The following is a 25,475-nucleotide window of genomic DNA, read 5'->3' as shown; positions in this document are numbered from 1 at the left end:
TAGCGTGCCCAAGGCTTGCGTTTACAGGGCGGTTTCGCTCCAGCCAAACAGCTCAAAGGCATTGCGGCTGCTGGCCTCGGCAAGTGCCTGGGGTGCCACGCCCATCAGCGTAGCCAGGGCTTGGCAGATGGCGGGCAGGTGCAAGGGGCTATTACGCAGGCCGGGGTACATGCTGGGTGCCATGTCAGGCGAGTCGGTTTCCAGCACCACGCTCTCTAGGGGCAACTGCGGTATTACCTTGCGTAGCCGCAAGGCCTGTGGCCAGGTAGGGGCGCCGCCAAGGCCCAGCTTGAACCCTAGCTTGAGGTATTCTCGTGCTTCCTCCCAGCTGCCGGCGAAGGCATGGATCACGCCGCGCCGGGGAACCTTGTAGCGCTTGAGGGTGGCGATTACCGCCGCGTGACTATGGCGCACATGCAGCAGCACAGGCAGCGAAAAATCCACCGCCAGTTGTAGCTGCGCTTCGAACAGCCATTGCTGGCGCGCGCGGTCCAGATGCTTGAGGTAGTAGTCCAGGCCAAATTCGCCCAAGGCGCACAGCCTGCTATTGCCGTTCAGGCGTTCCAGCCAGCTGCGCAGGTCGTCTATGTGGGCCTGGGTATGCTCATCCAGGAACACCGGGTGCAGGCCCAAAGCCGCATACACGCGTTTGTCCTGTTCAGCCAGCTGCCATACCCGTGCCCAATTGGCACGATGAACACCCAACACTACGGTCCGCTCCACACCGGCGGCCTGGGCAGCGTCCAGCAAGGCGCTGCGGTCGGCGTCAAAGTCTGGAAAGTCCAGGTGTGTATGGGTGTCCACCAGCCTCACGCCAGGTGCTCGTCGATGCGCTGCTTGAAGGTTCGAGCGATGGCATACACACCAGGTTGGTAGTGTTTTTCTTCCAGGGCTGTGAGGGCGATATCCAGCGCCCGGCTCGCAATCAGCTCATGCTGCTGGGCCATGGCATTGATGGGCAAGGGAAGAAAGTCCAGCAGCTGAGTATCGCCAAACGTGCCTAGGCTCAGAGTTCGGTCGGCAGCAGCGCGGCTTTGCAATACGTCAAATACGCCTTGCAGCAGCACGTAGGAGGTGGTGACCAAGGCATCGGGCAGGCCACCCAGTTCAGCAATCAGTTCTTCCATCAGCCGCTGGCCCCACTCTCGGCTGAAGGCGGCGCCCTCACGCACCAGTACCGTGCCTGGGAAGTCTGCCAAGGCAGCCGCAAAGCCACCTGTTCGCGCCTTGCTGATGCTCAGTTCAGGCCGTGCGCCAATCAGCGCGATATGCCGGGGCGAAGGGGCCAGCAGGCTGGCCGTGAGCAACCGGGCTGCTTCCTGGTCATCGCTGACTACCGAGCAGAACAGGTGAGGGTCCATTTGCCGGTCTATGGCAATGACCGGGGTGCCACGGCTCTGGATTTCGCGATAGCAGCTATCATTGCCAGGCAGGCAACTGGCTACAAACAACGCATCGCAGCGCCGGGCGCGAAACAGTTGCTGCAACTGTCGTTCGCTGTCCGGCTCGTCGTCCGAGCTGGCGATCAACAGCTGGTAGCCACGGGCCCTGGCCTGTTGCTCCAGGATCTTGGCAATGCGTGCATAGCTGGGGTTTTCAAGGTCGGGAAGAATAAATCCTAGGGTGCGCGTGCGCTGGCTGCGTAGGCCCGCTGCCTGGGGGTTGGGCGTGAAGCCATGGGCGTCCACCACCGCGCGTACCCGAGCAACAGTCGCGGGGCTGATACGCTGCTGCGTGGCCTTGCCATTGATGACGTAACTGGCGGTGGTAACCGAGACCCCGGCAAGCCGAGCGATATCGCTGAGTTTCAAACAAAGGTTCCTTGTATGACCCTAGGGACGGCATGGCGCGCCCAAGTGGGCGGCAGACGCATTGTCGCTTATCTGCCCCACAGGCGCAGGCTCACTTTCTCATCCGTCGCCCGACGGCAGGCTTTCCCTTGTTGCACGAATTCGAGTAACGTTCGCGGTTGGACAGATTAAACGTTTCAGCTTGATGTACCACGAGAAAAACAGGCCCTTCTCCGGTCTCATATTCAATGGCAACACAAGCGCACTGCCTGCGCTGCACTTCAGGATAGCTCTGGCGAGCTGAAACACTCACAACAATACCTGAGCGACCGCTTCAACGGCGCGATAAGGAGTCAGCATGCTCGAGCTCACCTCTGAGCAGATTTCCATGGGCCAGGCCGCTGCGGATAAGCCCGCTGCATTGCGCCTGATGGCTGATCGGCTGGTAGCCGATGGCTTGGTTGCCGAAGGTTATCTGCAAGGCCTGCAAGACCGCGAAGCCCAAGGGTCTACCTACCTGGGCCAGGGCATCGCCATTCCCCACGGCACGCCTGCAACCCGTGACCAGGTTTTTACCACCGGTGTGCGCCTGCTGCAGTTCCCCGAAGGGGTAGACTGGGGCGACGGCCAACGGGTGTACCTGGCCATCGGTATCGCGGCCAAGTCCGACGAGCATTTGCGCCTGCTGCAGTTACTTACCCGTGCCTTGGGTGAAACCGACCTGGGCGAAGCCCTGCGCCGGGCCAGCACGCCGGATGCCTTGCTCAAGTTGTTGCAAGGCGCGCCACAGGCCTTGGCGCTGGACGCCCAGATGGTCAGCCTCAGCCTGCCCGTGGACGACTTCGAAGAGCTGGTATGGCGAGGTGCACGCCTGTTGCGCCAAGCCGAATGCGTGGGTAGCGGTTTCGCTGGCCAATTGCAGCAGATGGCGCCACTCCCCTTGGGCGAAGGGCTGTGGTGGTTGCACAGCGAGCAAGGTGTTGGCCGCCCTGGCCTGGCCTTTGTGACGCCGGAGCGGCCACTGACCTACCAGGACCAGGCTGTGAACGGCCTGTTCTGCCTGGCCAGCCTTGGCGAGGCCCATGAGGCCCTGTTGGAACGTTTGTGTGCGCTGTTAATTGCCGGCCGTGGCGAAGAGCTGTTCCATGCCGCGAACAGCCGGGCGGTACTGGAGGTACTGGGCGGTGACATTCCGCCAGACTGGCCCAGTGCGCAGGTAACCCTGGCCAACGCACATGGCCTGCATGCACGCCCAGCTAAAGAACTGGCGCAGTTGGCCAAAGGGTTTGACGGAGAAGTGCAAATTCGCGTGCTGGGAAGTGGCGAGGCCCCGGTGTCCGCCAAAAGCCTCAGCCGTTTGCTCAGCCTGGGCGCCCGCCGCGGCCAGGTGCTAGAAGTGGCCGCCGAGCCCACCATCGCTGAACAGGCGCTGCCTGCCCTGATCGCCGCGATTGAGCAGGGGCTTGGCGAAGAAGTGGAGCCGCTGCCGCTGGTCACGCCCGAGCAACTGGCGAGTGCCCCAAGCGCGCCTGTCCAGGTACAGGCCCCTGTGGCCGGTACCACCTTGCGGGCTGTGGCAGCCGCCCCTGGCATTGCTATCGGCCCAGCCCATGTGGAAGGCCCCCAGCAGTTCGATTACCCCGCCAAGGGTGAGTCGGCAGCCGCTGAGCGCCAACACCTGGAGGCTGCCATTGGCGCCATCCGTATCGATATTCAGCAGTTGGTAGAGCGGGGCGCGGCCCAGTCCATCCGCGATATCTTCATTACCCACCTGGAAATGCTGGACGACCCTGCATTGATCGATGAAGTCTCGCTGCGCCTGCGCCAGGGTGACAGTGCTGCTGCGGCTTGGGTTGCCGTTATCGAGTCAGCCGCCCAGCGCCAAGAGGCCCTCCATGATGCTTTGCTGGCCGAGCGTGCAGCCGACCTGCGCGATATCGGCCGTCGCGTGTTGGCACAGCTTTGCGGTGTAGAAGCCAGCCGAGCGCCGGACGAGCCCTATGTATTGGTGATGGACGAGGTGGGCCCTTCGGATGTGGCCCGGCTTGACCCGGCACGCGTGGCCGGCATTCTCACTGCACGGGGTGGTGCCACGGCCCACAGCGCTATCGTCGCCCGTGCCTTGGGCATTCCTGCCGTAGTAGGTGCCGGTGAAGCCGTGCTACGCATGGCTTCGGGTACCGTACTGCTGCTGGACGGGCAGCGTGGCCAAGCCACCGTAGCGCCCACTGAGGAAACCCTGGCGCGTGCGCGTACCGAGCGCGACCATCGCGCTGCGCGCCTGGCCGCTGCCGCCGAGCGCCGCCATGAGCCTGCGGTGACGCTGGACGGCCATGACGTAGAAGTATGCGCCAACATCGGCGAAGCCGCCGCCGTGGCCAAGGCCGTGGAGCAAGGCGCCGAAGGTATCGGTTTGCTGCGCACCGAGCTGATTTTCATGGCACACCCGCAGGCCCCTGACCAGGCGACCCAGCGCGCTGAGTACCAGCGTGTGCTCGAAGGCCTCGAAGGTAGGCCGCTGGTGGTCCGTACCTTGGACGTGGGTGGTGACAAGCCCCTGCCGTACTGGCCGATTGCGGCTGAAGAAAACCCCTTCCTGGGGGTGCGCGGCATTCGCCTGACCCTGCAACGGCCAGATGTGATGGAAACCCAGCTGCGTGCGCTGCTTCAGGCCGGGCAAGGGCACCCCTTGCGCATCATGTTCCCCATGGTCGCCACCGTCGAGGAGTGGCGCCTGGGCCGTGACATGGTCCAGCGCCTGCGCTTGGAGCATCCGGTAGATGACTTGCAAGTGGGCATCATGATCGAGGTGCCGTCTGCAGCGTTACTGGCACCGGTGCTGGCCGCCGAAGTGGACTTCTTTAGTATCGGCACCAATGACCTGACCCAGTACACCCTGGCCATGGACCGTGGCCATCCCACGCTGTCGGCCCAAGCAGATGGCTTGCACCCGGCGGTGTTGCAGTTGATCGACATCACCGTGCGTGCGGCCCATGCCCATGGCAAGTGGGTAGGGGTGTGTGGTGAGTTGGCGGCCGACCCTCTGGCCGTACCTGTGCTGGTAGGCCTGGGCGTAGATGAACTGAGTGTGTCGGCGCGCAGCATCGCCGAAGTGAAGGCCGGCGTGCGCGCCCTTACCCTGAGCAATGCCCAGGCCTTGGCCAGGCAGGCGCTGGTGTCGGCAAGCGCAGGCGATGTACGGGCTTTGGTGGAGAACGCATGATGGCAAGGATTCTGACAATTACGCTCAACCCGGCGCTGGACCTTACCGTCGAGTTGCCGACCTTGCGCGTTGGCGAAGTCAACCGTGGCGAGGCGCTGCATGTGCATGCGGCAGGTAAAGGCCTCAATGTGGCGCAGGTGCTGGCAGACCTGGGCCATGAGCTGACCGTGAGCGGTTTTCTGGGCGACGCCAACAGCGACCGCTTCGAAACCCTGTTCCAGCAGCGCGGGTTTACCGATGCCTTTATCCGCATACCGGGGGAAACCCGTCGCAATATCAAACTGGCCGAGCGTGATGGCCGTGTAACCGACGTGAACGGCACAGGCCCTGATGTACCGGAGCACTTGCAGGCGGCACTGTTGGAAAAACTCACTAGCCTGGCCCCAGGCTTTGACGTGGCGATTGTGGCGGGCAGCTTGCCCAAAGGGGTAAGCCCCCAATGGTTCCAGACACTGCTCGAAACCCTTCGTAACGTAGGCGTGCGTGTGGCGCTGGACAGCAGTGGCGCCGCCTTGCGTGCCGGCCTGGCCTGCCAGCCCTGGCTGGTCAAGCCTAATACCGAGGAACTGGCGCAAGTGTTGGATGAGCCCGTCGAAGACCTCCAGAGCCAGACCCGCGCGGCCCATGCACTACACGCTCGTGGCATTGAGCATGTGGTGATTTCCCAAGGTGCGCAGGGTGTGAGTTGGTTGACCCCAAGCCAGGGGCTGCATGCGCAGCCACCTACTGTGGCAGTCGCCAGTACCGTAGGGGCCGGTGACTCGTTGCTGGCTGGGATGGTGCACGGCCTGCTGAGCGAGGCGTCACCAGAGAGCACCCTTCGTACGGCCACGGCCATTGCCGCCATGGCCGTGACCCAGATCGGCTTTGGCATTCCAGACCACGCTGCGCTGGCTCAGCTTGAAAGCGGCGTGAGCGTACGCCCCCTGTCGACCTCCCAGGAGGTGTCTAAATGAAACTGGCCATTATCACGGCTTGCCCCAGTGGCAAGATCTCCAGCGTACTCAGTGCGCGCCTGCTCGACGGCGCAGCACAGCGGCGCGGCTGGAGCACGTGCGTGGAAATCCACGACCCGCAGCACCCGGAACGTCACCTGTCGCCGCTGAATATCGAAGAGGCGGATTGGGTATTGGTGGTCAATACCGGCCCGGTTGACCTCGCGCGGCTGCACGGCAAGCGCGTGTTCCAGAGCACGCCTGCCGAAGCACTAGGTAACGTGGATGCCTTCCTAGACCGCGCCATGGCCGAAGCTCAGCCTTATGAGGCAAGCACGTCGTCTGCAGCGCCTGCTGCCAGCCAGCAGCCACGGCTGGTGGCCATTACCGCTTGCCCGACCGGTGTGGCCCATACCTTCATGGCTGCCGAGGCCTTGCAACAGGCCGCGACCCAGCTGGGTTATGCCTTGAAGGTGGAAACCCAGGGGTCTGTTGGTGCGCGCAACCCGCTTACGGCCGAGGACATTGCGGCAGCCGATGTGGTGTTGCTAGCGTGTGATATCGAAGTGGCTACCGAGCGGTTCGCAGGCAAGCGGATCTTCCGCTGCGGCACCGGGATCGCGCTCAAGCAAGCCAAGGCCATGCTGGACAAGGCCTTGGCCGAGGGGCAGGTAGAAGGCGCGGCGGCAGAAGGAAGCGCCGCACCGGCACGTCAGGAAAAGCGTGGTGTATACAAGCACCTACTCACCGGCGTGTCCTTCATGCTGCCCATGGTGGTTGCTGGCGGCCTGTTGATCGCGTTGTCGTTTGTGTTCGGTATCGAAGCGTTCAAGCAGCCGGGCACACTGCCGGCCGCGCTCAAGCAAATCGGGGATGCGGCCTTTACCTTGATGGTGCCATTGCTGGCGGGGTACATCGCCTGGTCTATCGCTGACCGACCAGGCCTGGCGCCCGGCATGATCGGCGGGCTATTGGCGAGCACCCTGGGTGCCGGGTTCATTGGTGGCATTCTGGCGGGGTTTATCGCCGGTTATGGCGCCAAGGGCATTAGCAAGGCTGCGCGCTTACCGGCCAGTATCGAGTCGCTCAAGCCCATCTTGATCATCCCTTTGCTGGCCAGCTTGTTTACCGGGTTGGTGATGATCTACGTGGTAGGCGGCCCTGTGGCTGGCATGCTGCACGCACTCACGGACTTCCTTAACAGCATGGGCACCACCAACGCAGTACTGTTGGGGATTCTGCTGGGCGGCATGATGTGTGTGGACCTGGGTGGGCCGATCAACAAAGCGGCTTATGCATTCTCCGTTGGGTTGCTGGCAGGCCAGACCACAGGGCCCATGGCTGCGACCATGGCCGCTGGCATGGTGCCCCCAATCGGCCTGGGCCTTGCCAGCCTGCTGGCACGGCGCAAGTTTGCCCAAACTGAGCGTGAAGCAGGTAAGGCGGCTGTGATCTTGGGGCTGTGCTTTATCTCCGAAGGTGCCATCCCGTTCGCGGCCAAAGACCCACTGCGTGTGATTCCAGCGTCCATGGTAGGCGGTGCGCTGACAGGGGCGCTGTCCATGTACTTTGGTTGCAAGCTGGTAGCGCCCCATGGTGGGTTGTTTGTGCTGCTGATCCCTAACGCGATCAACCATGCCTTGCTTTACCTGATCGCTATCCTGGCAGGCAGCCTGGTCACCGCTTTGGTGTATGCCGTACTGAAAAAGGCTGAGTCTGCGCAACTGGTGGTACCTGAAGCGGCCTGAGAAAACGACCGGGCTGGCACTCAAAACAGGCCATCCGTTCGCCCGCTGCGCTAGCGCTCCGCAAGCTCCTACACGGTGGTATACAGGCTGCTGCCGTCCGTGTAGGAGCGGGTGACCACCCGCGAAGTGGCCAGGCCAGGCACTCGAAAAGGCCCCTCTGTTCGCCCGCTGTGCAAGCGCCTACACGGTGGTATACAGGCTGCTGCCGTCCGTGTAGGAGCGGGTGACCACCCGCGAAGTGGCCAGGCCAGGCACTCAAAAGGCCCCTCTGTTCGCCCGCTGTGCAAGCGCTGCGCCCGCGCCCCAAAGGGTCGTACATGTTGCTGTCATCTTGATGTAGTTGATTAGCCCTTCACTCACGCTGAAGGAGCTGTTCATGAGCCAATTTCCGATTGCCCGCCGCCGTTTGCTCCAGAGCGTCGGCGCTGGCCTGTTGCTGCCTGGGCTGGCGCCTGTGGTCCTGGCATCGGTGAAGGATCGCCCTCAACTGACTGACGGCGTGCAGTCCGGTGATCCACTCGGGGACCGGGCCATGGTGTGGAGCAGGTGTGATCGGCCCGCAAAGCTGGTGGTGGAATGGGACACTCAAAGCATGTTCGCCCAGCCACGGCGAGCAACGTCTGCGCTGGTCACCGCCGCGAGTGATTTCACAGGTAGGGTAGAGCTTACTGGCCTACCCGCCGGCCAAGCCATTTTCTACCGAGCCTGGTTCGAAGACGGTAACACCGGTGTAGCCAGTGAACCCTGGTTCGGGCACCTGCGCAGCGTGCCCGCTCAAGCACGTGACATCCGGTTCGTGTGGAGCGGCGACACTGTAGGCCAAGGCTTCGGTATCAACCCGGACATAGGCGGCATGCGCATCTACGAAGCCATGCGCCTGCGCCTGCCGGATTTCTTTATCCACAGTGGCGACACCATCTATGCCGATGGCGTTGTACCTGCCCAACTCACCACGGAAAACGGGCGGGTGTGGCGCAACCTCACCACAGAGGCCAAGAGCAAGGTGGCTGAAACCCTCGGAGACTATAGGGGCAACTACCGCTACAACTTGATGGATGAAAACGTGCGCCGTTTCAACGCTGAGGTGCCGCAGATCTGGCAATGGGACGACCATGAAGTGACAAACAACTGGTCCCCTAGCAAGCAGTTGGACGAACGCTACCATACCCGGGATATCCAGCAACTGGTGGCGCCTGCCCGCCAGGCCTGGCTGGAGTATTCGCCCATGCGCCCACAGGCCGGTGACGCGGGCCGACGTGTTTACCGCCGTATTCCCTATGGGCCTACCCTGGATATCTTTGTGCTGGACATGCGCAGCTACAGAGGCGGCAATGATGCCAACCTGGGCGAACAGATGGACGCCAACAGCGCCTTCATGGGGCGTGCGCAGCTGGATTGGCTCAAGGCTGAGCTGGCAGCGTCAACGGCGCAGTGGAAGGTGATTGCAGCCGATATGCCCATCGGCCTGGGTGTTCCCGATGGCGAAGTCAGCCCAGGGGTAGGGCGTTGGGAAGCCATTGCCAATGGCGACAATGGGCCTGCCAAAGGGCGCGAACTGGAGGTGGCCGAACTGCTGGGGCACCTGCGCCAGCAACAGGTGAAGAACACGGTGTGGCTCACGGCAGACGTGCACTATTGCGCCGCGCACCACTACCATCCTGACCGCGCCGCGTTCCAGGATTTCGACCCCTTCTGGGAATTCGTTGCCGGCCCGTTGAATGCGGGCAGTTTCGGCCCAAACCCGCTGGACATGACGTTTGGCCCGGAACTGGTGTTCCAGAAGGCGCCCACTGCACAGAACACGTCACCCTTTGCTGGTTTCCAGTTCTTTGGCGAAGTGAATATCGAGGCCCACAGCGGCGAACTGACTGTCACCCTGCGCGACCTGGACGGCGTAGCGGTGTACGAAAAGAAGCTAGCGCCGGTGTAGGGCGTTCAATACACATCCCGGCGGTAACGGCCGCTTTCTATCAACCGCTCCACCAGCGCATCGCCTGCCACCTGGCGCAGGGCGTCATCCACACCCTGCGCCATGCCCTCAAGGCTGCCGCACACATAAAGGGCGGCGCCCTCCGCCAGCCATTGTGTGAGCACAGGTGCTGTTTCGCGTATCACATCCTGCACGTAGCGCTTTTCGGCCTGGTCTCTGGAAAAAGCCGTGTCTAGGCGTGCCAGGCCGCCTTCAGCCAGCCAGGCAGTCACTTCGCGTTCGTAAAGGAAGTCCGTTGCGCGGTTGCGTTCCCCAAAGATCAACCAGTTGCTTACCTGCCCAGCAGTGATGCGCGCCTTGAGCAGGCTGAGCAAGCCTGCCAGGCCGCTACCATTGCCGATCAGTATCAGCGGGCAGCCCCCCTCGGGCAGATGGAAATTGCTGTTGCGCCGCAGGCGTGCTTCTACCGGCTCGCCCATTTCAGCCTGTGCAGTCAGCCAGCCCGAACACAGGCCCTGTGGATGTTGCCGCACCAGCAGCCGCAGGTAACCTTCGCTGGGCAACGAGGCAATGGAATACGCGCGAGGGCGTGTGGCCAGCGCCTGGCCAGGTGGCATGATTTCCAGCAGGTCGCCTGCCTGCCATTGGCACCCGTCGGGAATGGCCAGGTCTACGGAAAACAGGGAAGCGCCTGCACTGCCGGGATTGAGCAGGCAGCGTTGGACCAGTGGCCATGGCTGCAGCGGGGCAGGGCCAGCCTGCCCTGAACCTGCAACGCCAATAGAGGCCAGCGCACGGTCCCACTGCTGCAGGTCGTCAGCATTGGCATTGTCGACTTCCACAGGTGGAAACAGCGGCTGTGCACCTTGGCTGTCAAGCCAGCTGGACAGCCGCCGCCCGAAGCCGCAGAAATGGGTATAGCTGCGGTCACCCAATGCCAGCAAGGCATAGTGCAGTTGGGGCAGTGGCCATTGCCGGGCTGCCAGTTGCTTCTCGAACAGCCGGGCCGTGTCTGGCGCTTCGCCATCGCCAAAGGTGCTGACCACGAACACGGCTTGTCTCGCGCCTTTCAAGTCGCTCTCGCTAACAGCGCTAAGGTTGACCACGCGTGCGCCCTGGCCGCTGGCCTGTAGCCGTGCGGCGGTGTGCCAGGCCAGTTGTTCCGCCAGGCCGCTTTGGCTGGCGAACGCCACCAGCCAGCCTTCAGCGGTGCCGTCCACGCCCTGCTGGCTGAGGCGAATATGGCGCTGCTTGCGGCGGCGGTCCAGGTACAGGCACCAACCCGTGATAAAGAACAGCGGCATGCACACACTGGCGGCTGTCATCAGTACGCGGCCTGGCAGCCCGAAAAAGCTGCCGGTATGAACGGCATAGTTGCTGACGAACAACTGCTCACCCAGTGGCTTATCTGCGTAGCGCTCATGGGAGAGTACGGCACCGGTCACCGGGTTGAGCTCCAACGCATTGAGCGCACGGTCATGGGGAGAGCTGTCCAGCAGGTAGAACGCTGTAGCGGGCTGGCCCGGCTGCGCTGCCAGGCGAAGGGTGAAGCTGCTCATGTGGGGGCCGGCTGCGTTCTGTACGGCCTGCCACAACGCTGCCCAGTCGGCCTGTGGAGCGGCATCCTTTGATTTGCCGCGGCGTTCTCCCCCGCGAGGCTTTGGGGTATTGCCGGTCAGTATGTTCGAGGCCCCCTCGCGATACCAATCGTAGGACCACATCAGGCCTGTGCAGGCGGCGATCAGGTAGAACACTAGGCACCATGTACCTGCCACTGCATGCAGGTCCCAGTGAAAGGCACGGCCCTTTCTGGCCCAATCCAGGGTTAGCCAAGTGCGCCAGTTCAAGGCCTTTCTAGGCCAGCGCAGGTATATCCCTGACAGGCAAAAGAACAGCAACATCAGGGTGCAGGCCCCGGTGATCTGCTTGCCTGTTTCGCCGATGGCCAGAAAACGGTGCAGCTGCAATACGAAATTGAAGACGTTCTGCCCTGTGACCTGCCCACGCAGCTCCCCGGTGTAGGGGTCGAAATAACGCATGGGGCCGCGTCGCTCGCCTGCTGGTGGTGCGTAGTACACCCGCGACGCCTCATTGGTGTCGGCCATCACCCACAGGTTGCTGACCTTGCCCAACCCCTGGGCTTCCAAGCGCGTGACCAACTGCGAAGGGGGCAGCATGCCTGCCGGCCGCACTTCCACCCTGAGCGTGGTGGGGTTCAACGCCAGCAGAATCTCTTCTTGAAACGAGTACAACGCCCCGGTGATACCCATCAGCGAAAGCACCAGGCCGGCCGTGATTCCAAACAGCCAGTGAAGCTGGAAAATAGTTTTCTTGAACACGTGGCTTGCCTGTTGACGGGGCCGATAGGGTGGGCAGACAGCAAAAACCCCGCTGTTGACCTGAGCGGGGCGGTTTGCCGGCGTGGGTTAGAAGTGGAAGTTGGCGCTTACAAGAGCTGCCCTGCCGGGTGCTACGTGTGCATAGTGTGTCTGGAACACCTGATCAAAGTAACGCTTGTCGGTCAGGTTTTGCACGTTGAGTTGCAGATCTAGATTTTTCGTCACTTTGTATTGAGCCATCGCGTCATAGCGCCAGTAGGAGGGCACTTCCACCGAGTTGGCTTCGTTGCCGAAACGGGCGTCTACAAAAGTCGCACCAGCGCCAACGGTCAGCTTGGGCAAAATGGCGTACGTGGACCATAGGTTGAACGAGTGGCGAGGCGTGTTAGGCAGATGATTGCCTTCATCCACCTCATTGGTAGCCTTCATTAGCTCGCTGCGCATATAGGTATAGCCGCCGTAGACCTTCCATTGCTCGGTCAGCTTTCCACTGTAGGTCAACTCGACCCCGTCTACCCGTTGCTTGCCGCCTAGTACCTGATAGCTGCTGCCATCTGGGTCCGTGATCCGCGCATTGGTTTTGTCTGTACGGAACAGCGCTGCAGTCAGCGCCAATTTATTATCAAACAGGTCCCATTTGGTGCCGATTTCATAGTTGCGGTTACGCTCTGGGTCAAGGTTGGTGTTCGCCGCGCTTAGCTCAAGGCCACCGTTACCGCTGGTTTCGCCTGCCGGGTTGCTGGAGGTAGACCACGCTGCGTAAATGCTTCCATTGGGCTGTACGTTGTAAACCACACCCAACTGGTAGTTCCACAGGTGTGCTGTGTTCTCCCGTGAGAAGTCACCTGCCGTTGTACCCCGGCCGGCAGTGGCATAACCACTGGCTTGGGTTTCGTAATCGTCGTATCGCAGGCCGGCATTGAGCGACCACTGTTCGTTCAATTTGAGCGTATCGAATACGTAAGCAGCCGAGGTTTTTGTATCGGTGTCTGTATAGGCTGAGCTGTCGGTAATGGTGCCAGCCCAATGGTCGCCAGGCCGCGGGCGGTACAAGCTTGTACAGTCACCTGCCCCCACAGTAGTACCTCTGCAATTAGAAGTGCCAGAGACTACGTAGTTACGGTTATGGGTGTCCTGATAGCTCACCTCAACACCGCTATTAAGCGTGTGCTCAATAAAGCCTGTATTGAACCTCAGGGTCATGTCCGTCTGGTTCACAAAGCCCGATGAGGTGGAATTGCGGCTTTTGGCCGACCGAGATACCAAGCCATTAGCTACATTGCCACGGCTGTCATCCGGGTTGGTGACGATGTAGTCCAAGGTGGAACGAGACATGCGGAAGCTGTTGGCGACCGTCACGTTTTCATTGAAGTCATGCTCGATACGAATGGTGCCGCTGTCGTTGGTGCTCTTTCTGTAATCCCGGCCACTTAGCCCGTAGAAGTTGTTTTCGTTCACGTGAGCAGGCTTGTCCACCGTGTATTTCGACCGGTTGGGGCTTAGTGACAGAGGAAGGCCGTAGTCAGGCATGTCGTCCGTGGACAGATGATAGTAATTAACCTGTACGCGGGTATCGGTACCCAAGCCGAATGCGAAGGAGGGGGCAAAGCCCCAGCGGCTGACATCGACGTCATTGCGGCCAGCCACATTAGCTTCATGCTTCATGAGGTTCAAACGAAATGCCGAGGTATCAGTCAGCTGTTTGTTAAGGTCCAGCGTTGTACGTTTAGTCTGGTCCGAACCCCAGGTAAAGCCACCATTGTAGGCGTCACCCAGCCTTGCAGATTTAGTCACAAGATTGAGGCTTCCGCCGGTCGAACCCGCCCCGGTATACGCTGACCCTGGGCCTTTGCTGACTTCTACAGACGCTACGTTGAAAATTTCCCGGCTTTGCGCTGCCACGTCACGCATACCATCCACGAACACGTCGCTTTCAGCATTGAAACCACGGATGATCGGCCGGTCAGCTGCAGGGTTGCCGCCCTCACCAGCGCCAAAGGTAATGCCGGGAGTTGTACGCAGTGCGTCTGCCAAAGAGCTGGCTGCCGTGTCCTCAATGACCTGATGCGAGATGACAGTAACGCTTTTAGGCGTCTCGCGTAGGGGCGCGGTGTACTTGTTCGAAGCCGAGGCCTCAGTTTTGTACGATGCCGTATCTGCTCTATCCGTAACCTCTGTAGCCCCAAGCGTAACCGTGTTGTCATCCGCTTCTGTGGCCTGGGCCAACTGTGTAACTGACACAGCACTGATCGCAACGCCCACGGCTGAGGCCAACAGCCGCGATGAAGGTGGTGAATGGTTGAATTTGCCTGACATGAAGGTCCCTCCCCGGATTCAAGGCGGCGGAATATAGGACAAATGCTTATTTGTATCAATTGAGAAATATTATTATTTGTGTCGTAGGGTTGGAAGCCTTGCACCCTTTGAAACCCTAAAGGGCCCTGTAACAAACCAGTGCTTGCTCTGCGCAACTGGGAATCAATATCATTGCGCCCCCTTGATTGGAGGTGCTTCCATGCTCATTCACATTCCTGCCCTGTTCTCTTTGGGCGAGGCCGCCCGCATTTGTGAGGCACTGGCTGAAACAGAATGGGCTGACGGCAGGCTTACAGCGGGTTACCAGTCCGCAAAAGCTAAGCACAACCTTCAGTTGCCCGAAGAGCACCCGCTGGCGCGGGAAATCGGTGCTGCTGTGCTTGAACGGTTGTGGGCACATCCATTGTTTCTCTCGGCCGCGTTGCCCCATAAAGTGTTCCCGCCCTTGGTCAACTGTTATCGGGAGGGCGGCAGTTTCGATTTCCATATCGATAACGCCGTGCGCCAGCCCAGGGGCGGTGGCGAGCGGTTGCGTACCGACCTGTCCGCCACCGTGTTTTTCAGCGACCCGGCCAGCTACGAGGGCGGTGAGCTGGAGATTCAGGACACGTTCGGCAATCAAGCGGTCAAGCTGGCGGCGGGTGACATGGTGCTATACCCCGGTACCAGCGTGCACCGGGTACGGCCAGTCACACGAGGTACCCGCTTTGCGGCATTTTTCTGGACCCAAAGCCTGGTGCGTGAGGATGCCCAGCGCGCCCTGCTATTCGAGATGGACGAAGCCATTCAGGCGTTGACGGTGGACATGCCCGATCACCCTGGGCTACTGCGCTTGACCGGCACTTACCACAACCTGCTGCGCCGTTGGGTAGACGTATGAGCGGCTGGACACTACGACGCGAAAGCATGCTCGATGCCGATCAGTTGAAGGCTCACCTGGCAGATACACCGGCGCGTGCGGCCCAGGCCATGTTGGCAGCCGCCAGTGCCGGGGTTGTGGAGGCGCAGGCGCTGCTTGGGCAGATACTACTGGATGGGCGCGGTATTGAGCGTGATCCGGTATTGGCCCGGCGCTGGTTTGCTATCGCTGCCAAAGCGGGCCACCTGATGGCCAGAAACATGCTGGGGCGGTGCCATGAACACGGCTGGGGGTGTGACGCAAACGCGGCCATTGCTGCACGGCATTACCGTGCCTGCGCCCAGGGCGGGCTGGACTGGGGGCTGTACAACCTGGCCAACCTGTTGGCCACCGGGTGTGGTGTTTCTCGGGACGTCTGTACAGCTGTGGCGTATTACAAAAAGGCGGCCGAACTGGGGCATGCCAAATCAATGAATGTGTACGCACGTTACCTGGAGGAGGGCGTAGCCGTGGTGCAAGACATTCCTGCCGCTCATGCCTGGTACCGGCGTGCCGCTGAGGGGGGTGACTTTCGCGGCCAGTTCAGTCATGGCGGTGTACTGGTCGCCGCTGGCCAGCTGAACGAAGGCCTGATGTGGCTGGAACGGGCAAGGCTGAGTGGCCATGAACGCTTTCGTGAAAAAGGCGCGCAGGCACTTGCCGCTGCGGCGGTTCCTGAGCTGCGCCACCTGGCTGTTGTATGGCGCAAGGAAAGCCGCACAGCGGCTACTGCGGGCGCGCTTGGTAAGCCACCTCAGCCTTGCCTGCCCGTTGCCGACAAAAAACGGGACCTTTGACAGACCCCGTTCCCTGTCGGCGGCTGATGCCTTACAGGTAGAACGCCTTCAGTGGAGGAAAGCCGTTGAACTCCACTGCGCTGTAACTGGTGGTGTAGGCCCCTGTGGACAACCAGTACAGGCGATCACCAATGGCCAGGTTCAATGGCAGGCCATACTTGTAGTGTTCATACATGATGTCAGCGCTGTCGCAGGTTGGGCCGGCGATCACCACTTCTTCCATCTCACCTTTCTTCTCGGTCCAGATCGGGAATTTGATGGACTCGTCCATGGTTTCGATCAGGCCGCTGAACTTGCCCACGTCGGTGTATACCCAACGCTCCACGGCCGTACGAGACTTGCGCGCTACCAATACCACTTCGCTGACCAGGATACCGGCATTGGCAATCAACGAACGGCCAGGCTCCAGAATGATTTCTGGCAGGTCATCACCAAAGTCTTCCTTGAGGAAACGAATGATCTCCTCGGCATAGGTTTCCAGGCTGTTGGTGCGGGTAATGTAGTTGGCCGGGAAGCCACCGCCCATGTTGATCAGTTTCAGCTCAATGCCATCTTCTTCCTTCAAGCGCTCGAAAATCACTTTTACTTTGGCGATGGCAGCGTCCCAGACGCTGATATCGCGCTGTTGAGAGCCCACATGGAAGGAAATGCCATAAGGTACCAGGCCTAGGTCGCGCGCCAGAATCAGCAGGTCCATGGCCATGTCAGTCTGGCAACCGAACTTGCGTGACAGTGGCCAGTCGGCTGTAGTGGAGCCTTCGGTCAGGATGCGGACATAGACCTTCGAACCCGGCGCTGCCTTGGCAATGTTGCGCAGGTCTGCTTCCGAGTCGGTGGCGTACAGGCGCACACCCTTGTCATAGAAGTAGCGAATGTCCTTGGACTTTTTGATGGTGTTGCCGTAGCTGATGCGCTCTGGCCCCACACCGCGGTCCATGACTTTGTCCAGCTCGTAGATAGAGGCGATGTCGAAGCTGGAGCCCTTGTCACGCAGCAGGTCGATGATCTCGACGGCTGGGTTGGCCTTGACGGCGTAATACACCTTGGCAAATTCGAAACCGGCGCGCAGGTCGTCGTAGGCCTTGTCGATAATAGCGGTATCGATCAGTACGAACGGGGTTTCCTGAGTGTCGGCAAAAGCCTTCATTTTCTGGAAGGTTTCGCGCGGGTAGTAATCTTCGACCTTGATCGGCATGCGGGAACTCCTTGAGGAGGCGTGAATGAAAGTGGCTGAACTGAACGCCCTCCGTATCCCCACTCTGGTTCGCTTGTGTCCCAAGGCGTGCTACCAACCCCTTGGGCCGCATGGATCGTTTCCAGCATGGACGTTCGGCGCGCACTGTAGGGCGTAGGGAAAACGAGATCAACTAAAAATGTCGTGTTTAAATAAATTCAACGTCGCATTTAAATAAATTAAACAGCGTTTGAAGTACCTATGTTTAACGACTGATATGACCGCTTGATGTGGCTTATGTCAGCAGTAAAAGGGGACTGAGCCTGTTCCCGGGCTGCGCCCAGTCCCACAAAAGAACACCTGCCGCCTTGGCCTGTGTGTACGAGCAGCTATACCGCAGCCTGTTCGGCCGGCGACACAATGCTGGTTTTCATGCCGCGGGAACGACCGGAGCTTAGGTAAGCCGCAATGGATTCCTGGGTCACTTCACCTTGGAACACCTGCTCGGCATTCATCACCGGTAGCCAGGACCGGTTGAATTCATACATGCGCGACAGCAGTATCCGGCAGTTTTCCTCCGAGGCAGCGGTCGCTGTGAAGGGGCGCAGGAACGCCGCACAGTCGCCTTGCTGGCGATAGAGTTCTCGGCGGCGTACATAGCCCAGGCCTCGATTCTCCCCATCGGTCACCACTACATAGCGGCGGTCGTGCTCGTCCATCAGTTCCAGCGCTTCGGCAACGGAGGTCTCCGGGCTTACCGACGGTGCGTTGTCTGCGGCGTCTTCGGCTTTAACCAGCAGCAACCGCTTGAGGGTGCTGTCCTGGCCCACAAAATTGCTGACGAAGTCGTCCACCGGGTGGGCGAGGAGGGTGTCGGGGTGGTCAAGCTGCAACAGTTTGCCCCCTCGGAATATCGCGATCTTGTCACCCAGCTTCAAGGCTTCGTCGATGTCGTGGCTAACCATGATCACGGTCTTGTTCAACGCCCGTTGCATCTCGAAAAACTCGTTCTGGATCATCTCCCGGTTGATCGGGTCCACCGCGCCAAAAGGTTCGTCCATCAACAGCAATGGGGCTTCGGCCGCCAGGGCGCGGATCACGCCAATACGCTGCTGTTGCCCGCCGGAAAGCTCACGCGGGTAGCGGTTCAGGTACTGCTTGGGTTCAAGCTTGATCATGCTCATCAATTCCCGCGCACGCTCACGGCAGCGGTTCTTGTCCCAACCCAGCAGGCGCGGCACCACGGTGATGTTTTCTTCGATGGTCATGTTGGGGAACAAGCCGATCTGCTGGATCACGTAGCCGATCTTGCGTCGCAGGCTCACTTCGTCCAGGGCGCTGGTGTCTTCGCCATTGATCAGCACCTTCCCGGACGTGGGCTCGATCAAGCGGTTGATCATTTTTAGCGTGGTGCTTTTGCCGCACCCCGAAGGGCCCAGGAATACGCAAATTTCGCCTTCATTGACAGTCAGGCTTACGGCATCCACAGCACGGACGTCTTTGCCATTGCTGTTGAATGTTTTGGTCAGGTTCTGAAGTTCGATCATTTGAGCAGCCCTTTGGGTGTGAGCGAGCGTTGCAGCCATTGCAGCAGCAGGTCAGCGGCGATGGCGAGCAGGCTCACCAGTACCGCGCCCACTACCAGCATCGACATGTCGCTGCGGCTGATGGACGTCAGGATAAGAACACCAAGGCCACCGGCCCCGATGGTGGCGGCGATGGTCATCACGCCGATGTTCATCACCACGGCTGTGCGCACGCCAGCCAGGATTACAGGTACCGCAATGGGCAGCTCCACCATGCGCAGGCGTTGCCCGAAGGTCATGCCAATGCCTTTGGCGGCCTCACGAATGCCCGGCTCCACGCTGGTCAGTGCTAGGTAGGTGTTGCGCAAGATGGGCAGTAGCGAATAAAGGAACACTGCCGTAATAGCTGGCAACGGTCCTAAACCCTGGCCGAACTTGGAGTAGAACGGCAACAGCAGCCCGAACAGTGCGATGGATGGAATGGTAAGCAGTACCGTGGCCGCCCCTTGCAGAGGGCCTGCCAAGGCGGGGAAGCGTGTCATCAGAATGCCCAGTGGCACGCCGATCAAGATGGCCAGGCTTACGGCAATGCCCACCAGCATCACGTGCTGGCCGGTAAGCTGCAGCACCTGCTGCCAGTCGATGTGCTGGAAGGTCGCGAGAAAATTCATTTCGCCTCCTTCAGTTCAGGGTGTTGTGCCAGGAAGGCGTCGGCTACGGCCCCTGGGTTCTCATGGTCTACGTCCACTTTGGCGTTGAGCTGGCGCATGGTGGCGTTGTCCAGCAACTCGGCCAACGGCTTGAGCAGGCTGGCCAGTTGCGGGTGCTGGTCGAGAAACGCTTTGCGTATTACAGGCGCTGCGGTGTAGTCGGGGAAGTAGTGAAGGTCGTCTTCGAGCACCTTCAGCTTGAAGGCATCCAGCCGGCCATCTGTGGTGTACACCAAGCCGGTGAACACTTGGCCGTTACGCAAGGCGGTGTACACCAGGCCGGCGTCCATTTGCCGGATATCGCGACGGTCGAAGGTCAGGCCGTAGGTCTTGGTCAGCCCCACCAGCCCATCCGGGCGGTTGGCGAACTCTGTATCCAACGCCAGTACGTGGTCTTTGCCCTTTTCAGAGGCGACCAGAGCGTTCAGCTCGCTGATGGTATTCACCTGCGGGTATTGCTGAGCCACTTTGTCTGGGAAAGCCAACGCGTAGGTATTGTTAAACTTCGAAGGCGCCAGCCATACCAGCCCTTTCTGCGCGTCCAACGCCTTTACCCGGGCGTATGTGGCATCACTGTCGAGCTTCTCATCGATATGGTTGTAGGACACCAGCGACACGCCTGTGTATTCCCACAGTAGATCGAGTTGGCCGCTTTCTTGGGCGCTACGGGCGATATTGCTGCCCAGGCCGCCAGTAATTTCGGTGCGAAAGCCTTTAGTAGCCAGGTATTTGGAAGTCAGTGTCGCCAGCACGGTTTGTTCTGTGAACACCCGCGCGCCGATGCGCAGCAAAGGCGGTTCACCTGCCGCATGGGCAACACTGGAGAGCAGCAGGGTTGCTGCCAGCAACCAGCCTGATGGTTTCATGTGCATGTCCTTTTATCAGCGGGCAGGGGCGAGGCCGCGTTCCAGCCAGGTTCGGCTGATCACCAGCACCAGGCCGTCCAGTATCAATGCCAGCAAGGCGGTACAGGCTGCACCTAACGCCAGCTGCGGCTGATTGTTCAAGGCAATGCCAGGGAAAATCAGGCTGCCCAGGCTGTTTGCGCCGATCAGGAACGACAAGGGTGCAGTCCCTACGTTGATGGCCAACGCCACGCGTACACCGCCTACGATAATGGGCACGGCATTGGGCAGCTCCACTTGCCACAACACTTGGCGTGGGGTCATGCCAATACCCGTGGCAGCCTCTTTGAGCGAGCCGGGCACGTTCTTAAGGCCCTCATAGGTGTTGCGCACAATGGGCAAGAGGGAGGCGAGGAACAGCGCAAGGATGGCAGGCCCACTGCCGATACCCAGGATACCCAAGGCAATGGCTAGGACTGCCAAAGGCGGGACGGTGTTGCCGATGTTGAACACTTGCATGAAGCGTTCGGCGTGCCGGGCCATGGCGGGGCGGCTCAGTATTATCCCGGCGGGAATGCCAACTAGCAGCGCCGCCAGCATGGACACCAGCACAAGCATCAGGTGAGCTTGAAGGTAGAACACCAAGTCATCTTGGTAGTGCAATACGGTATCGACGCCGATCCAGCGGATCAGCAGGGCCAGGACGGCGAGCACGGCGGCGCACCCTACCAGGCCCGTTCCATAGCGTGTGGCCATAGACGTCTCCTGTTTTATCAGTCTGCGCGCGCGGTGATAGCAGCGCCCCGAAAAGGGCTGCGGTCAGGCGTGAGCGCGAAAAGCGGCTCGGTCGAAGCGACCTGTAAACAGGTGTTCGGCAAACCATGAGCACGACCTCGTCAGGTCGCAAAAGCCAGGTGATTCAGCCACGTAAGCGAAGCGTTAGCGTGGTAATGGACGGCTCCAGTGTTTTAAAGGTTCCCACATAAAAGGGACTATGGCCACCCGCCATGTGCCCGGCGGCTCGGCACGGCGTTCGAACTGAGCTATAATCAGTCGCCTTTTTTGATCAGCTCCCGGGGTGATTTTCAATGACCCAGCAGGCTTTTGGCAGCGTCAGAAACCTGCTTGTGTGCTTGACGAAATAGTCACTTAAAGGTATATCGTGTGACGAAGTGGTTCATCGAATTCTGCGATGAGTTCGACGTGGATTTTGCCTCCATGGCAGAGGTCGTTCAGGATGAGCTGCTGGCTCAGCTCAAGGTACTTGAGCGCTTCGGGCCTGACCTAGGTAGGCCACACGTGGATACTTTAAAAGGGTCGAAGCATGCCAACATGAAGGAGTTACGTTTCAAGGCAGATAATGGCGTATGGCGCATAGCGTTTGCATTCGATCCCTATCGTAAAGCGGTTGTCCTGGTAGGGGGCGATAAGTCAGGCAGTAGTGAAAAAAGGTTTTATAAGGTCTTGATCAGAACCGCTGATGTACGGTTTGACCGGCACCTTGCGTCTTTGAAACAGGAGGTCAGTAATGGCTAAGTCGCTTGACCAAGTGATGGGCACGCTTCCGGCCACACGGCGCCAGAAGGTTGCGCAGCGGGCTGATGCGCTTATTCAGGAGCAGCTTACGTTGCAAGCGCTGCGTAAGGAGCTGAACCTGACGCAAGAGACCATGGCAGGCCTTCTGGACATGAAGCAGGCAAATGTCTCAAAAGTCGAAAAGCGCACGGACATGCTGATCTCCACGCTGCGTAATTATGTGGAAGCGCTTGGCGGAACCTTGGAGCTGGTAGCACATTTACCCGGCCGCAGCCCGGTAAAGCTGGAAGGCTTTCGTGATTTGAACACGGACTGCAATAGCTGATCTGTCGTTACGCCTACCTCCCACAGGCCGTGTGCAGGCTGCGCTGTATTACAATGCATGTTTTCTGGATTGGCAGCATTAAGCCGGTCAAAGGTATTTTTAGCTGTGCGTACTCATATGCGCGCAATCGAGATTTTAAGCGATGTCTGATAGCAAGATTGTCAGCGAAGTCAATGCACGCCGCACCTTCGCAATTATTTCCCACCCCGACGCCGGTAAAACCACCATCACTGAAAAGCTGTTGCTGATGGGCAAGGCGATTGCGGTGGCCGGTACGGTGAAGTCACGTAAATCCGACCGTCATGCAACGTCCGACTGGATGGAAATGGAAAAGCAACGGGGCATTTCCATCACCACGTCCGTGATGCAATTCCCTTACCGCGAGCACATGATCAACCTGCTCGACACCCCCGGCCACGAAGACTTTTCTGAAGACACCTACCGCACCCTTACGGCGGTGGACTCGGCCCTGATGGTGCTGGACGGCGGTAAAGGCGTTGAACCACGCACCATTGCTTTGATGGACGTGTGCCGCCTGCGGGACACACCTATCGTCAGCTTTATCAACAAGCTGGACCGTGACATCCGCGACCCCATCGAGCTGCTGGACGAGATCGAGGCCGTGCTGAAAATCAAGGCCGCGCCTATCACCTGGCCCATCGGTTGCTATCGGGATTTCAAAGGCGTGTACCACCTGGAAGGCGACTACATCATCGTCTACACCCCAGGCCATGGCCATGAGCGCACCGAGGTGAAGATCATCCAACAGCTGGATTCGGACGAAGCCCGCGCCCACCTGGGCGACGAGTACGACCGTTTCGTGGACCAGCTGGAACTGGTACAGGGCGCCTGCCACCCGTTCGACCAGGACGAGTTCATGAATGGCCAGCTCACACCGGTGTTCTTCGGTACAGCCCTTGGCAACTTCGGTGTGGACCACGTTTTGGATGCAGTGGTCGATTGGGCCCCGCGCCCACTGGCGCGTGTGGCCCATGAGCGCACTGTGGAGCCTGTGGAGGAGAAATTCACCGGTTTCGTGTTCAAGATCCAGGCGAACATGGACCCCAAGCACCGCGACCGTATTGCCTTCATGCGCATTTGCTCAGGCCGTTACGACCAAGGCATGAAAATGCGCCACGTGCGTACCGGCAAAGACATGCGGGTAGGCGACGCGCTGACCTTCTTCTCCTCAGAGCGCGAGCAACTGGTGGAAGCCTTTGCAGGCGATATCATTGGGCTGCACAACCACGGCACCATTCAGATCGGCGACACCTTTAGCGAAGGTGAGAGCCTGGGCTTCACAGGTATCCCGCACTTCGCACCAGAGCTGTTCCGGCGCGTTCGCCTCAAAGACCCGCTCAAGTCCAAGCAACTGCGCCAGGGTTTGCAGCAGTTGGCAGAGGAGGGCGCTACCCAGGTGTTCTTCCCACAGCGCAGCAACGACATCATTCTCGGTGCGGTGGGTGTGCTGCAGTTCGACGTGGTCGCCAGCCGGCTCAAGGAGGAATACAAAGTGGAATGTGCCTACGAGCCCATCACCGTGTGGTCGGCCCGCTGGATTGCCTGCGATGACAAAAAGAAGCTGGAAGATTTCGAGGTCAAGGCTATGGAGAACCTGGCCATCGATGGCGGCGGCCACCTGACCTACCTGGCGCCTACGCGGGTGAACCTGTCGGTGATGGAAGAGCGTTGGCCTGACGTGAAATTCCGCGCCACACGCGAGCATCATTGACCTGTGGCGCATTAGGCCTATGCTGGGGCGCTTCTTCTTTTTGAAAAGGCCTCCAGCATGATCAAGGTTTCCGTGCTTTACCCTTACGCTGCCAACGCCACCTTCGATTACGACTATTACCTTGATAAGCACATGACGCTGGTAAGCGACCGGCTGGGCGCAAGCCTGCTGTCTTACAGCGTGGACAGGGGTGTAGCGGGTGGAGAGCCTGATAGTACCCCTCCCTACATCACCCACTGCACGTTGTACTTCGATTCGCTGGAAGCACTGAGTGCGGGCATGGGTTCCCATGGGCAGGAATTGAGTGCTGATGTTCCCAATTTTACCAACCTCACCCCGATTACTCAGGTGAGCGAAGTATTGGTAGATACGCGTTCTGCTTGAAAGCGCGGTGGCCCACTATGGGTGCTTTGTAGCTACCTAAACGTTGCCAGATGTTGCATAACGCCAGAGTGCTGACAGAGCAATCTGGCATTTTGCATGAGGCCTTTTAATAGCATTCAAGTCTATATCTATGTTTTTAAACAGCTTTCCTGATTTTGAAGGCTGGCACGCACAGTGCAATAGATTAAGGCGACGGACTTATTGCTAACTAAAAAAGGCCTCACCAAATGATCACCACTGCCGACTACACATCCGCCGTCTCTGACGGACCAAACCGCTCTGGCGTCTCCTGGGGTGCCATCTTTGCCGGTGCTGCCGGTGCTGCAGCGCTTACCTTGATTCTTGTTGTTGCAGGCGCAGGCCTGGGCTTCTCCGCGACCTCACCGTGGGCAGACCAAGGCGCAAGCGCCAAGGCAATCGGTATTTCCAGCATCCTGTGGCTGCTGGTGACTGCCATTCTGGCCTCTGGCCTGGGTGGTTACATCGCGGGTCGCTTGCGGGTGAAGTGGGCCAACCTGCATGGGGATGAGGTCTACTTCCGTGACACCGCCCATGGTTTCCTGTCGTGGGCCGTTGCCACGCTGGTGACCACCGCTTTGATCGTGGGTACCGCTGGCAACATCGCAGGTGCTGGCGCTCAAGCGGGTGCAAGCGTTGCCTCAGGTGCGGCCAGCATGGTGGGTAGTGCAGCTGGCGGTGCCGCTGCAAACGCCAATGGCGGTAACCCGATGGATTACTTCACCGATACCCTGTTCCGTAGCAACGGCCCAGCGTCGGTGAGCAATGATGCAGTGAATGGTGTGGCCAACCGCATCTTGTCCAAGGCTATGGCCGGCGACGGTAGCCTGAACGCTGATGATCGTACCTACCTTGCTCAACTGGTCGCACAGCGTACCAACCTGAGCCAGGCAGAAGCCGAAGCCCGTGTAGACCAAGTGTATGCGCAAGCACGTAAGGCTGTTGATGACGCCAAGCTGGCTGCTAAACAAGCGGCCGACGCTGCTGCCAAAGCCGCTGCCTGGGCTGCCCTGTGGACCTTCGTGACCCTGCTGTGCGGTGCATTCGCGGCAAGCCTGGCTGCACTGGCCGGTGGCCGTCAGCGCGATAACGCTCGCTGGATCGAAGAGCGTCACGCTACCCAGACCACTACTGTGCCTGTTCGTTGATTCGAACGGTTACTGAACCCAAACTAGGAGAAACATTATGCGCTCCATTCTGCTGTGGTTCCTTGGCATCCCAATCCCGATCATTATCCTGATCGCACTGT

At 59.8% G+C, this 25,475-nt stretch carries 20 protein-coding genes; 11 read left to right on the top strand and 9 right to left on the bottom strand.

Annotated features, from left to right (window positions below; genetic code table 11):
• Positions 1-21 precede the first annotated feature (21 nt).
• Together ACSAMW_RS11010 and cra are read right to left on the bottom strand one after the other, a co-directional pair.
• The gene (locus ACSAMW_RS11010) at positions 22-813 is read right to left on the bottom strand and encodes a TatD family hydrolase (protein ID WP_500590371.1); all 792 of its coding nucleotides are present in this window, start codon (positions 811-813) and stop codon (positions 22-24) included.
• Positions 810-1,811: a catabolite repressor/activator gene (gene cra, locus ACSAMW_RS11005; RefSeq protein ID WP_500590370.1), complete on the bottom strand. Its 1,002-nt coding sequence runs from the start codon at positions 1,809-1,811 to the stop codon at positions 810-812. The genes ACSAMW_RS11010 and cra overlap by 4 nt, the downstream gene beginning before the upstream one ends.
• A gap of 337 nt (positions 1,812-2,148) precedes the next feature.
• Between cra and ptsP the strand changes: the two genes are divergently transcribed.
• The 4 genes from ptsP (at position 2,149) to ACSAMW_RS10985 (ending at position 9,626) form a co-directional block, all read left to right on the top strand.
• Positions 2,149-5,013: a phosphoenolpyruvate--protein phosphotransferase gene (ptsP, locus tag ACSAMW_RS11000; RefSeq protein ID WP_500590369.1), complete on the top strand. Its 2,865-nt coding sequence runs from the start codon at positions 2,149-2,151 to the stop codon at positions 5,011-5,013.
• Positions 5,013-5,969: a 1-phosphofructokinase gene (pfkB, locus tag ACSAMW_RS10995; protein ID WP_500594024.1), complete on the top strand. Its 957-nt coding sequence runs from the start codon at positions 5,013-5,015 to the stop codon at positions 5,967-5,969. Before ptsP ends, pfkB begins: the two co-directional genes overlap by 1 nt.
• Entirely contained in the window at positions 5,966-7,696 is a 1,731-nt protein-coding gene (locus ACSAMW_RS10990) for a PTS fructose-like transporter subunit IIB (RefSeq protein WP_500590368.1), read from the top strand. The genes pfkB and ACSAMW_RS10990 overlap by 4 nt, the downstream gene beginning before the upstream one ends.
• A 376-nt stretch (positions 7,697-8,072) precedes the next feature.
• Positions 8,073-9,626, top strand: coding sequence for an alkaline phosphatase D family protein (locus ACSAMW_RS10985; RefSeq protein WP_500590367.1), 1,554 nt, complete (start codon positions 8,073-8,075; stop codon positions 9,624-9,626).
• Positions 9,627-9,631: 5 nt separating this feature from the next.
• Here the strand turns inward: ACSAMW_RS10985 and ACSAMW_RS10980 are convergent, their stop codons facing one another.
• Positions 9,632-11,965 carry a PepSY domain-containing protein gene (locus ACSAMW_RS10980; RefSeq protein WP_500590366.1) on the bottom strand — a complete coding sequence of 778 codons (2,334 nt, stop codon included), beginning with the start codon at positions 11,963-11,965 and terminating at the stop codon, positions 9,632-9,634.
• An 87-nt stretch (positions 11,966-12,052) separates the two neighbouring features.
• Positions 12,053-14,281 (bottom strand): TonB-dependent receptor, encoded by a 2,229-nt coding sequence (locus ACSAMW_RS10975; RefSeq protein ID WP_500590365.1) that lies wholly within the window; start codon positions 14,279-14,281, stop codon positions 12,053-12,055.
• Between the two features lie 199 nt (positions 14,282-14,480).
• Between ACSAMW_RS10975 and ACSAMW_RS10970 the strand changes: the two genes are divergently transcribed.
• Entirely contained in the window at positions 14,481-15,161 is a 681-nt protein-coding gene (locus tag ACSAMW_RS10970) for a Fe2+-dependent dioxygenase (RefSeq protein WP_500590364.1), read from the top strand.
• Positions 15,158-15,976 carry a tetratricopeptide repeat protein gene (locus tag ACSAMW_RS10965; RefSeq protein ID WP_500590363.1) on the top strand — a complete coding sequence of 273 codons (819 nt, stop codon included), beginning with the start codon at positions 15,158-15,160 and terminating at the stop codon, positions 15,974-15,976. Before ACSAMW_RS10970 ends, ACSAMW_RS10965 begins: the two co-directional genes overlap by 4 nt.
• A gap of 31 nt (positions 15,977-16,007) precedes the next feature.
• Here the strand turns inward: ACSAMW_RS10965 and ACSAMW_RS10960 are convergent, their stop codons facing one another.
• From ACSAMW_RS10960 to ACSAMW_RS10940, 5 genes are all read right to left on the bottom strand, one after another.
• Positions 16,008-17,171: a type III PLP-dependent enzyme gene (locus tag ACSAMW_RS10960; protein WP_168083997.1), complete on the bottom strand. Its 1,164-nt coding sequence runs from the start codon at positions 17,169-17,171 to the stop codon at positions 16,008-16,010.
• 368 nt (positions 17,172-17,539) lie between these two features.
• Positions 17,540-18,697 (bottom strand): osmoprotectant ABC transporter ATP-binding protein OsmV, encoded by a 1,158-nt coding sequence (locus ACSAMW_RS10955; protein ID WP_500590362.1) that lies wholly within the window; start codon positions 18,695-18,697, stop codon positions 17,540-17,542.
• Complete coding sequence (locus ACSAMW_RS10950; RefSeq protein WP_500590361.1) at positions 18,694-19,347, bottom strand: ABC transporter permease; 654 nt, start codon at positions 19,345-19,347, stop codon at positions 18,694-18,696. Before ACSAMW_RS10950 ends, ACSAMW_RS10955 begins: the two co-directional genes overlap by 4 nt.
• Complete coding sequence (locus ACSAMW_RS10945; protein ID WP_500590360.1) at positions 19,344-20,252, bottom strand: glycine betaine ABC transporter substrate-binding protein; 909 nt, start codon at positions 20,250-20,252, stop codon at positions 19,344-19,346. The genes ACSAMW_RS10950 and ACSAMW_RS10945 overlap by 4 nt, the downstream gene beginning before the upstream one ends.
• A 15-nt stretch (positions 20,253-20,267) precedes the next feature.
• Positions 20,268-20,987, bottom strand: coding sequence for an ABC transporter permease (locus ACSAMW_RS10940; protein WP_500590359.1), 720 nt, complete (start codon positions 20,985-20,987; stop codon positions 20,268-20,270).
• 408 nt (positions 20,988-21,395) lie between these two features.
• Here ACSAMW_RS10940 and ACSAMW_RS10935 point away from each other — a divergent pair, with 408 nt between their 5' ends.
• From ACSAMW_RS10935 to ACSAMW_RS10915, 5 genes are all read left to right on the top strand, one after another.
• Positions 21,396-21,767 carry a type II toxin-antitoxin system RelE/ParE family toxin gene (locus tag ACSAMW_RS10935; protein WP_500590358.1) on the top strand — a complete coding sequence of 124 codons (372 nt, stop codon included), beginning with the start codon at positions 21,396-21,398 and terminating at the stop codon, positions 21,765-21,767.
• A complete protein-coding gene (locus ACSAMW_RS10930; RefSeq protein ID WP_500590357.1) occupies positions 21,760-22,092 on the top strand; it encodes a helix-turn-helix domain-containing protein in 333 nt (110 codons plus the stop codon). Before ACSAMW_RS10935 ends, ACSAMW_RS10930 begins: the two co-directional genes overlap by 8 nt.
• 142 nt (positions 22,093-22,234) lie before the next feature.
• A complete protein-coding gene (locus ACSAMW_RS10925) occupies positions 22,235-23,824 on the top strand; it encodes a peptide chain release factor 3 (RefSeq protein ID WP_500590356.1) in 1,590 nt (529 codons plus the stop codon).
• Positions 23,825-23,881: 57 nt separating this feature from the next.
• On the top strand, positions 23,882-24,208 hold the full coding sequence (locus tag ACSAMW_RS10920) for an EthD family reductase (RefSeq protein WP_500590355.1): 327 nt from the start codon (positions 23,882-23,884) through the stop codon (positions 24,206-24,208).
• Between the two features lie 227 nt (positions 24,209-24,435).
• Complete coding sequence (locus tag ACSAMW_RS10915; RefSeq protein WP_500590354.1) at positions 24,436-25,374, top strand: hypothetical protein; 939 nt, start codon at positions 24,436-24,438, stop codon at positions 25,372-25,374.
• The last annotated feature ends 101 nt before the right edge of the window (positions 25,375-25,475 follow it).

The organism is Pseudomonas sp. AB39(2026), from assembly GCF_059831485.1.
This window is presented reverse-complemented; position numbering and strand designations above follow the sequence as displayed.

Coding starts and splice junctions, on each gene's coding strand:
- ptsP (WP_500590369.1), top strand. CDS start 2,149: ATGCTCGAGCTCACCTCTGAGCAGATTTCCATGGGCCAGGCCGCTGCG.
- pfkB (WP_500594024.1), top strand. CDS start 5,013: ATGGCAAGGATTCTGACAATTACGCTCAACCCGGCGCTGGACCTTACC.
- ACSAMW_RS10990 (WP_500590368.1), top strand. CDS start 5,966: ATGAAACTGGCCATTATCACGGCTTGCCCCAGTGGCAAGATCTCCAGC.
- ACSAMW_RS10985 (WP_500590367.1), top strand. CDS start 8,073: ATGAGCCAATTTCCGATTGCCCGCCGCCGTTTGCTCCAGAGCGTCGGC.
- ACSAMW_RS10975 (WP_500590365.1), bottom strand. CDS start 14,281: ATGTCAGGCAAATTCAACCATTCACCACCTTCATCGCGGCTGTTGGCC.
- ACSAMW_RS10970 (WP_500590364.1), top strand. CDS start 14,481: ATGCTCATTCACATTCCTGCCCTGTTCTCTTTGGGCGAGGCCGCCCGC.
- ACSAMW_RS10965 (WP_500590363.1), top strand. CDS start 15,158: ATGAGCGGCTGGACACTACGACGCGAAAGCATGCTCGATGCCGATCAG.
- ACSAMW_RS10960 (WP_168083997.1), bottom strand. CDS start 17,171: ATGCCGATCAAGGTCGAAGATTACTACCCGCGCGAAACCTTCCAGAAA.
- ACSAMW_RS10955 (WP_500590362.1), bottom strand. CDS start 18,697: ATGATCGAACTTCAGAACCTGACCAAAACATTCAACAGCAATGGCAAA.
- ACSAMW_RS10950 (WP_500590361.1), bottom strand. CDS start 19,347: ATGAATTTTCTCGCGACCTTCCAGCACATCGACTGGCAGCAGGTGCTG.
- ACSAMW_RS10945 (WP_500590360.1), bottom strand. CDS start 20,252: ATGAAACCATCAGGCTGGTTGCTGGCAGCAACCCTGCTGCTCTCCAGT.
- ACSAMW_RS10940 (WP_500590359.1), bottom strand. CDS start 20,987: ATGGCCACACGCTATGGAACGGGCCTGGTAGGGTGCGCCGCCGTGCTC.
- ACSAMW_RS10930 (WP_500590357.1), top strand. CDS start 21,760: ATGGCTAAGTCGCTTGACCAAGTGATGGGCACGCTTCCGGCCACACGG.
- ACSAMW_RS10925 (WP_500590356.1), top strand. CDS start 22,235: ATGTCTGATAGCAAGATTGTCAGCGAAGTCAATGCACGCCGCACCTTC.
- ACSAMW_RS10920 (WP_500590355.1), top strand. CDS start 23,882: ATGATCAAGGTTTCCGTGCTTTACCCTTACGCTGCCAACGCCACCTTC.
- ACSAMW_RS10915 (WP_500590354.1), top strand. CDS start 24,436: ATGATCACCACTGCCGACTACACATCCGCCGTCTCTGACGGACCAAAC.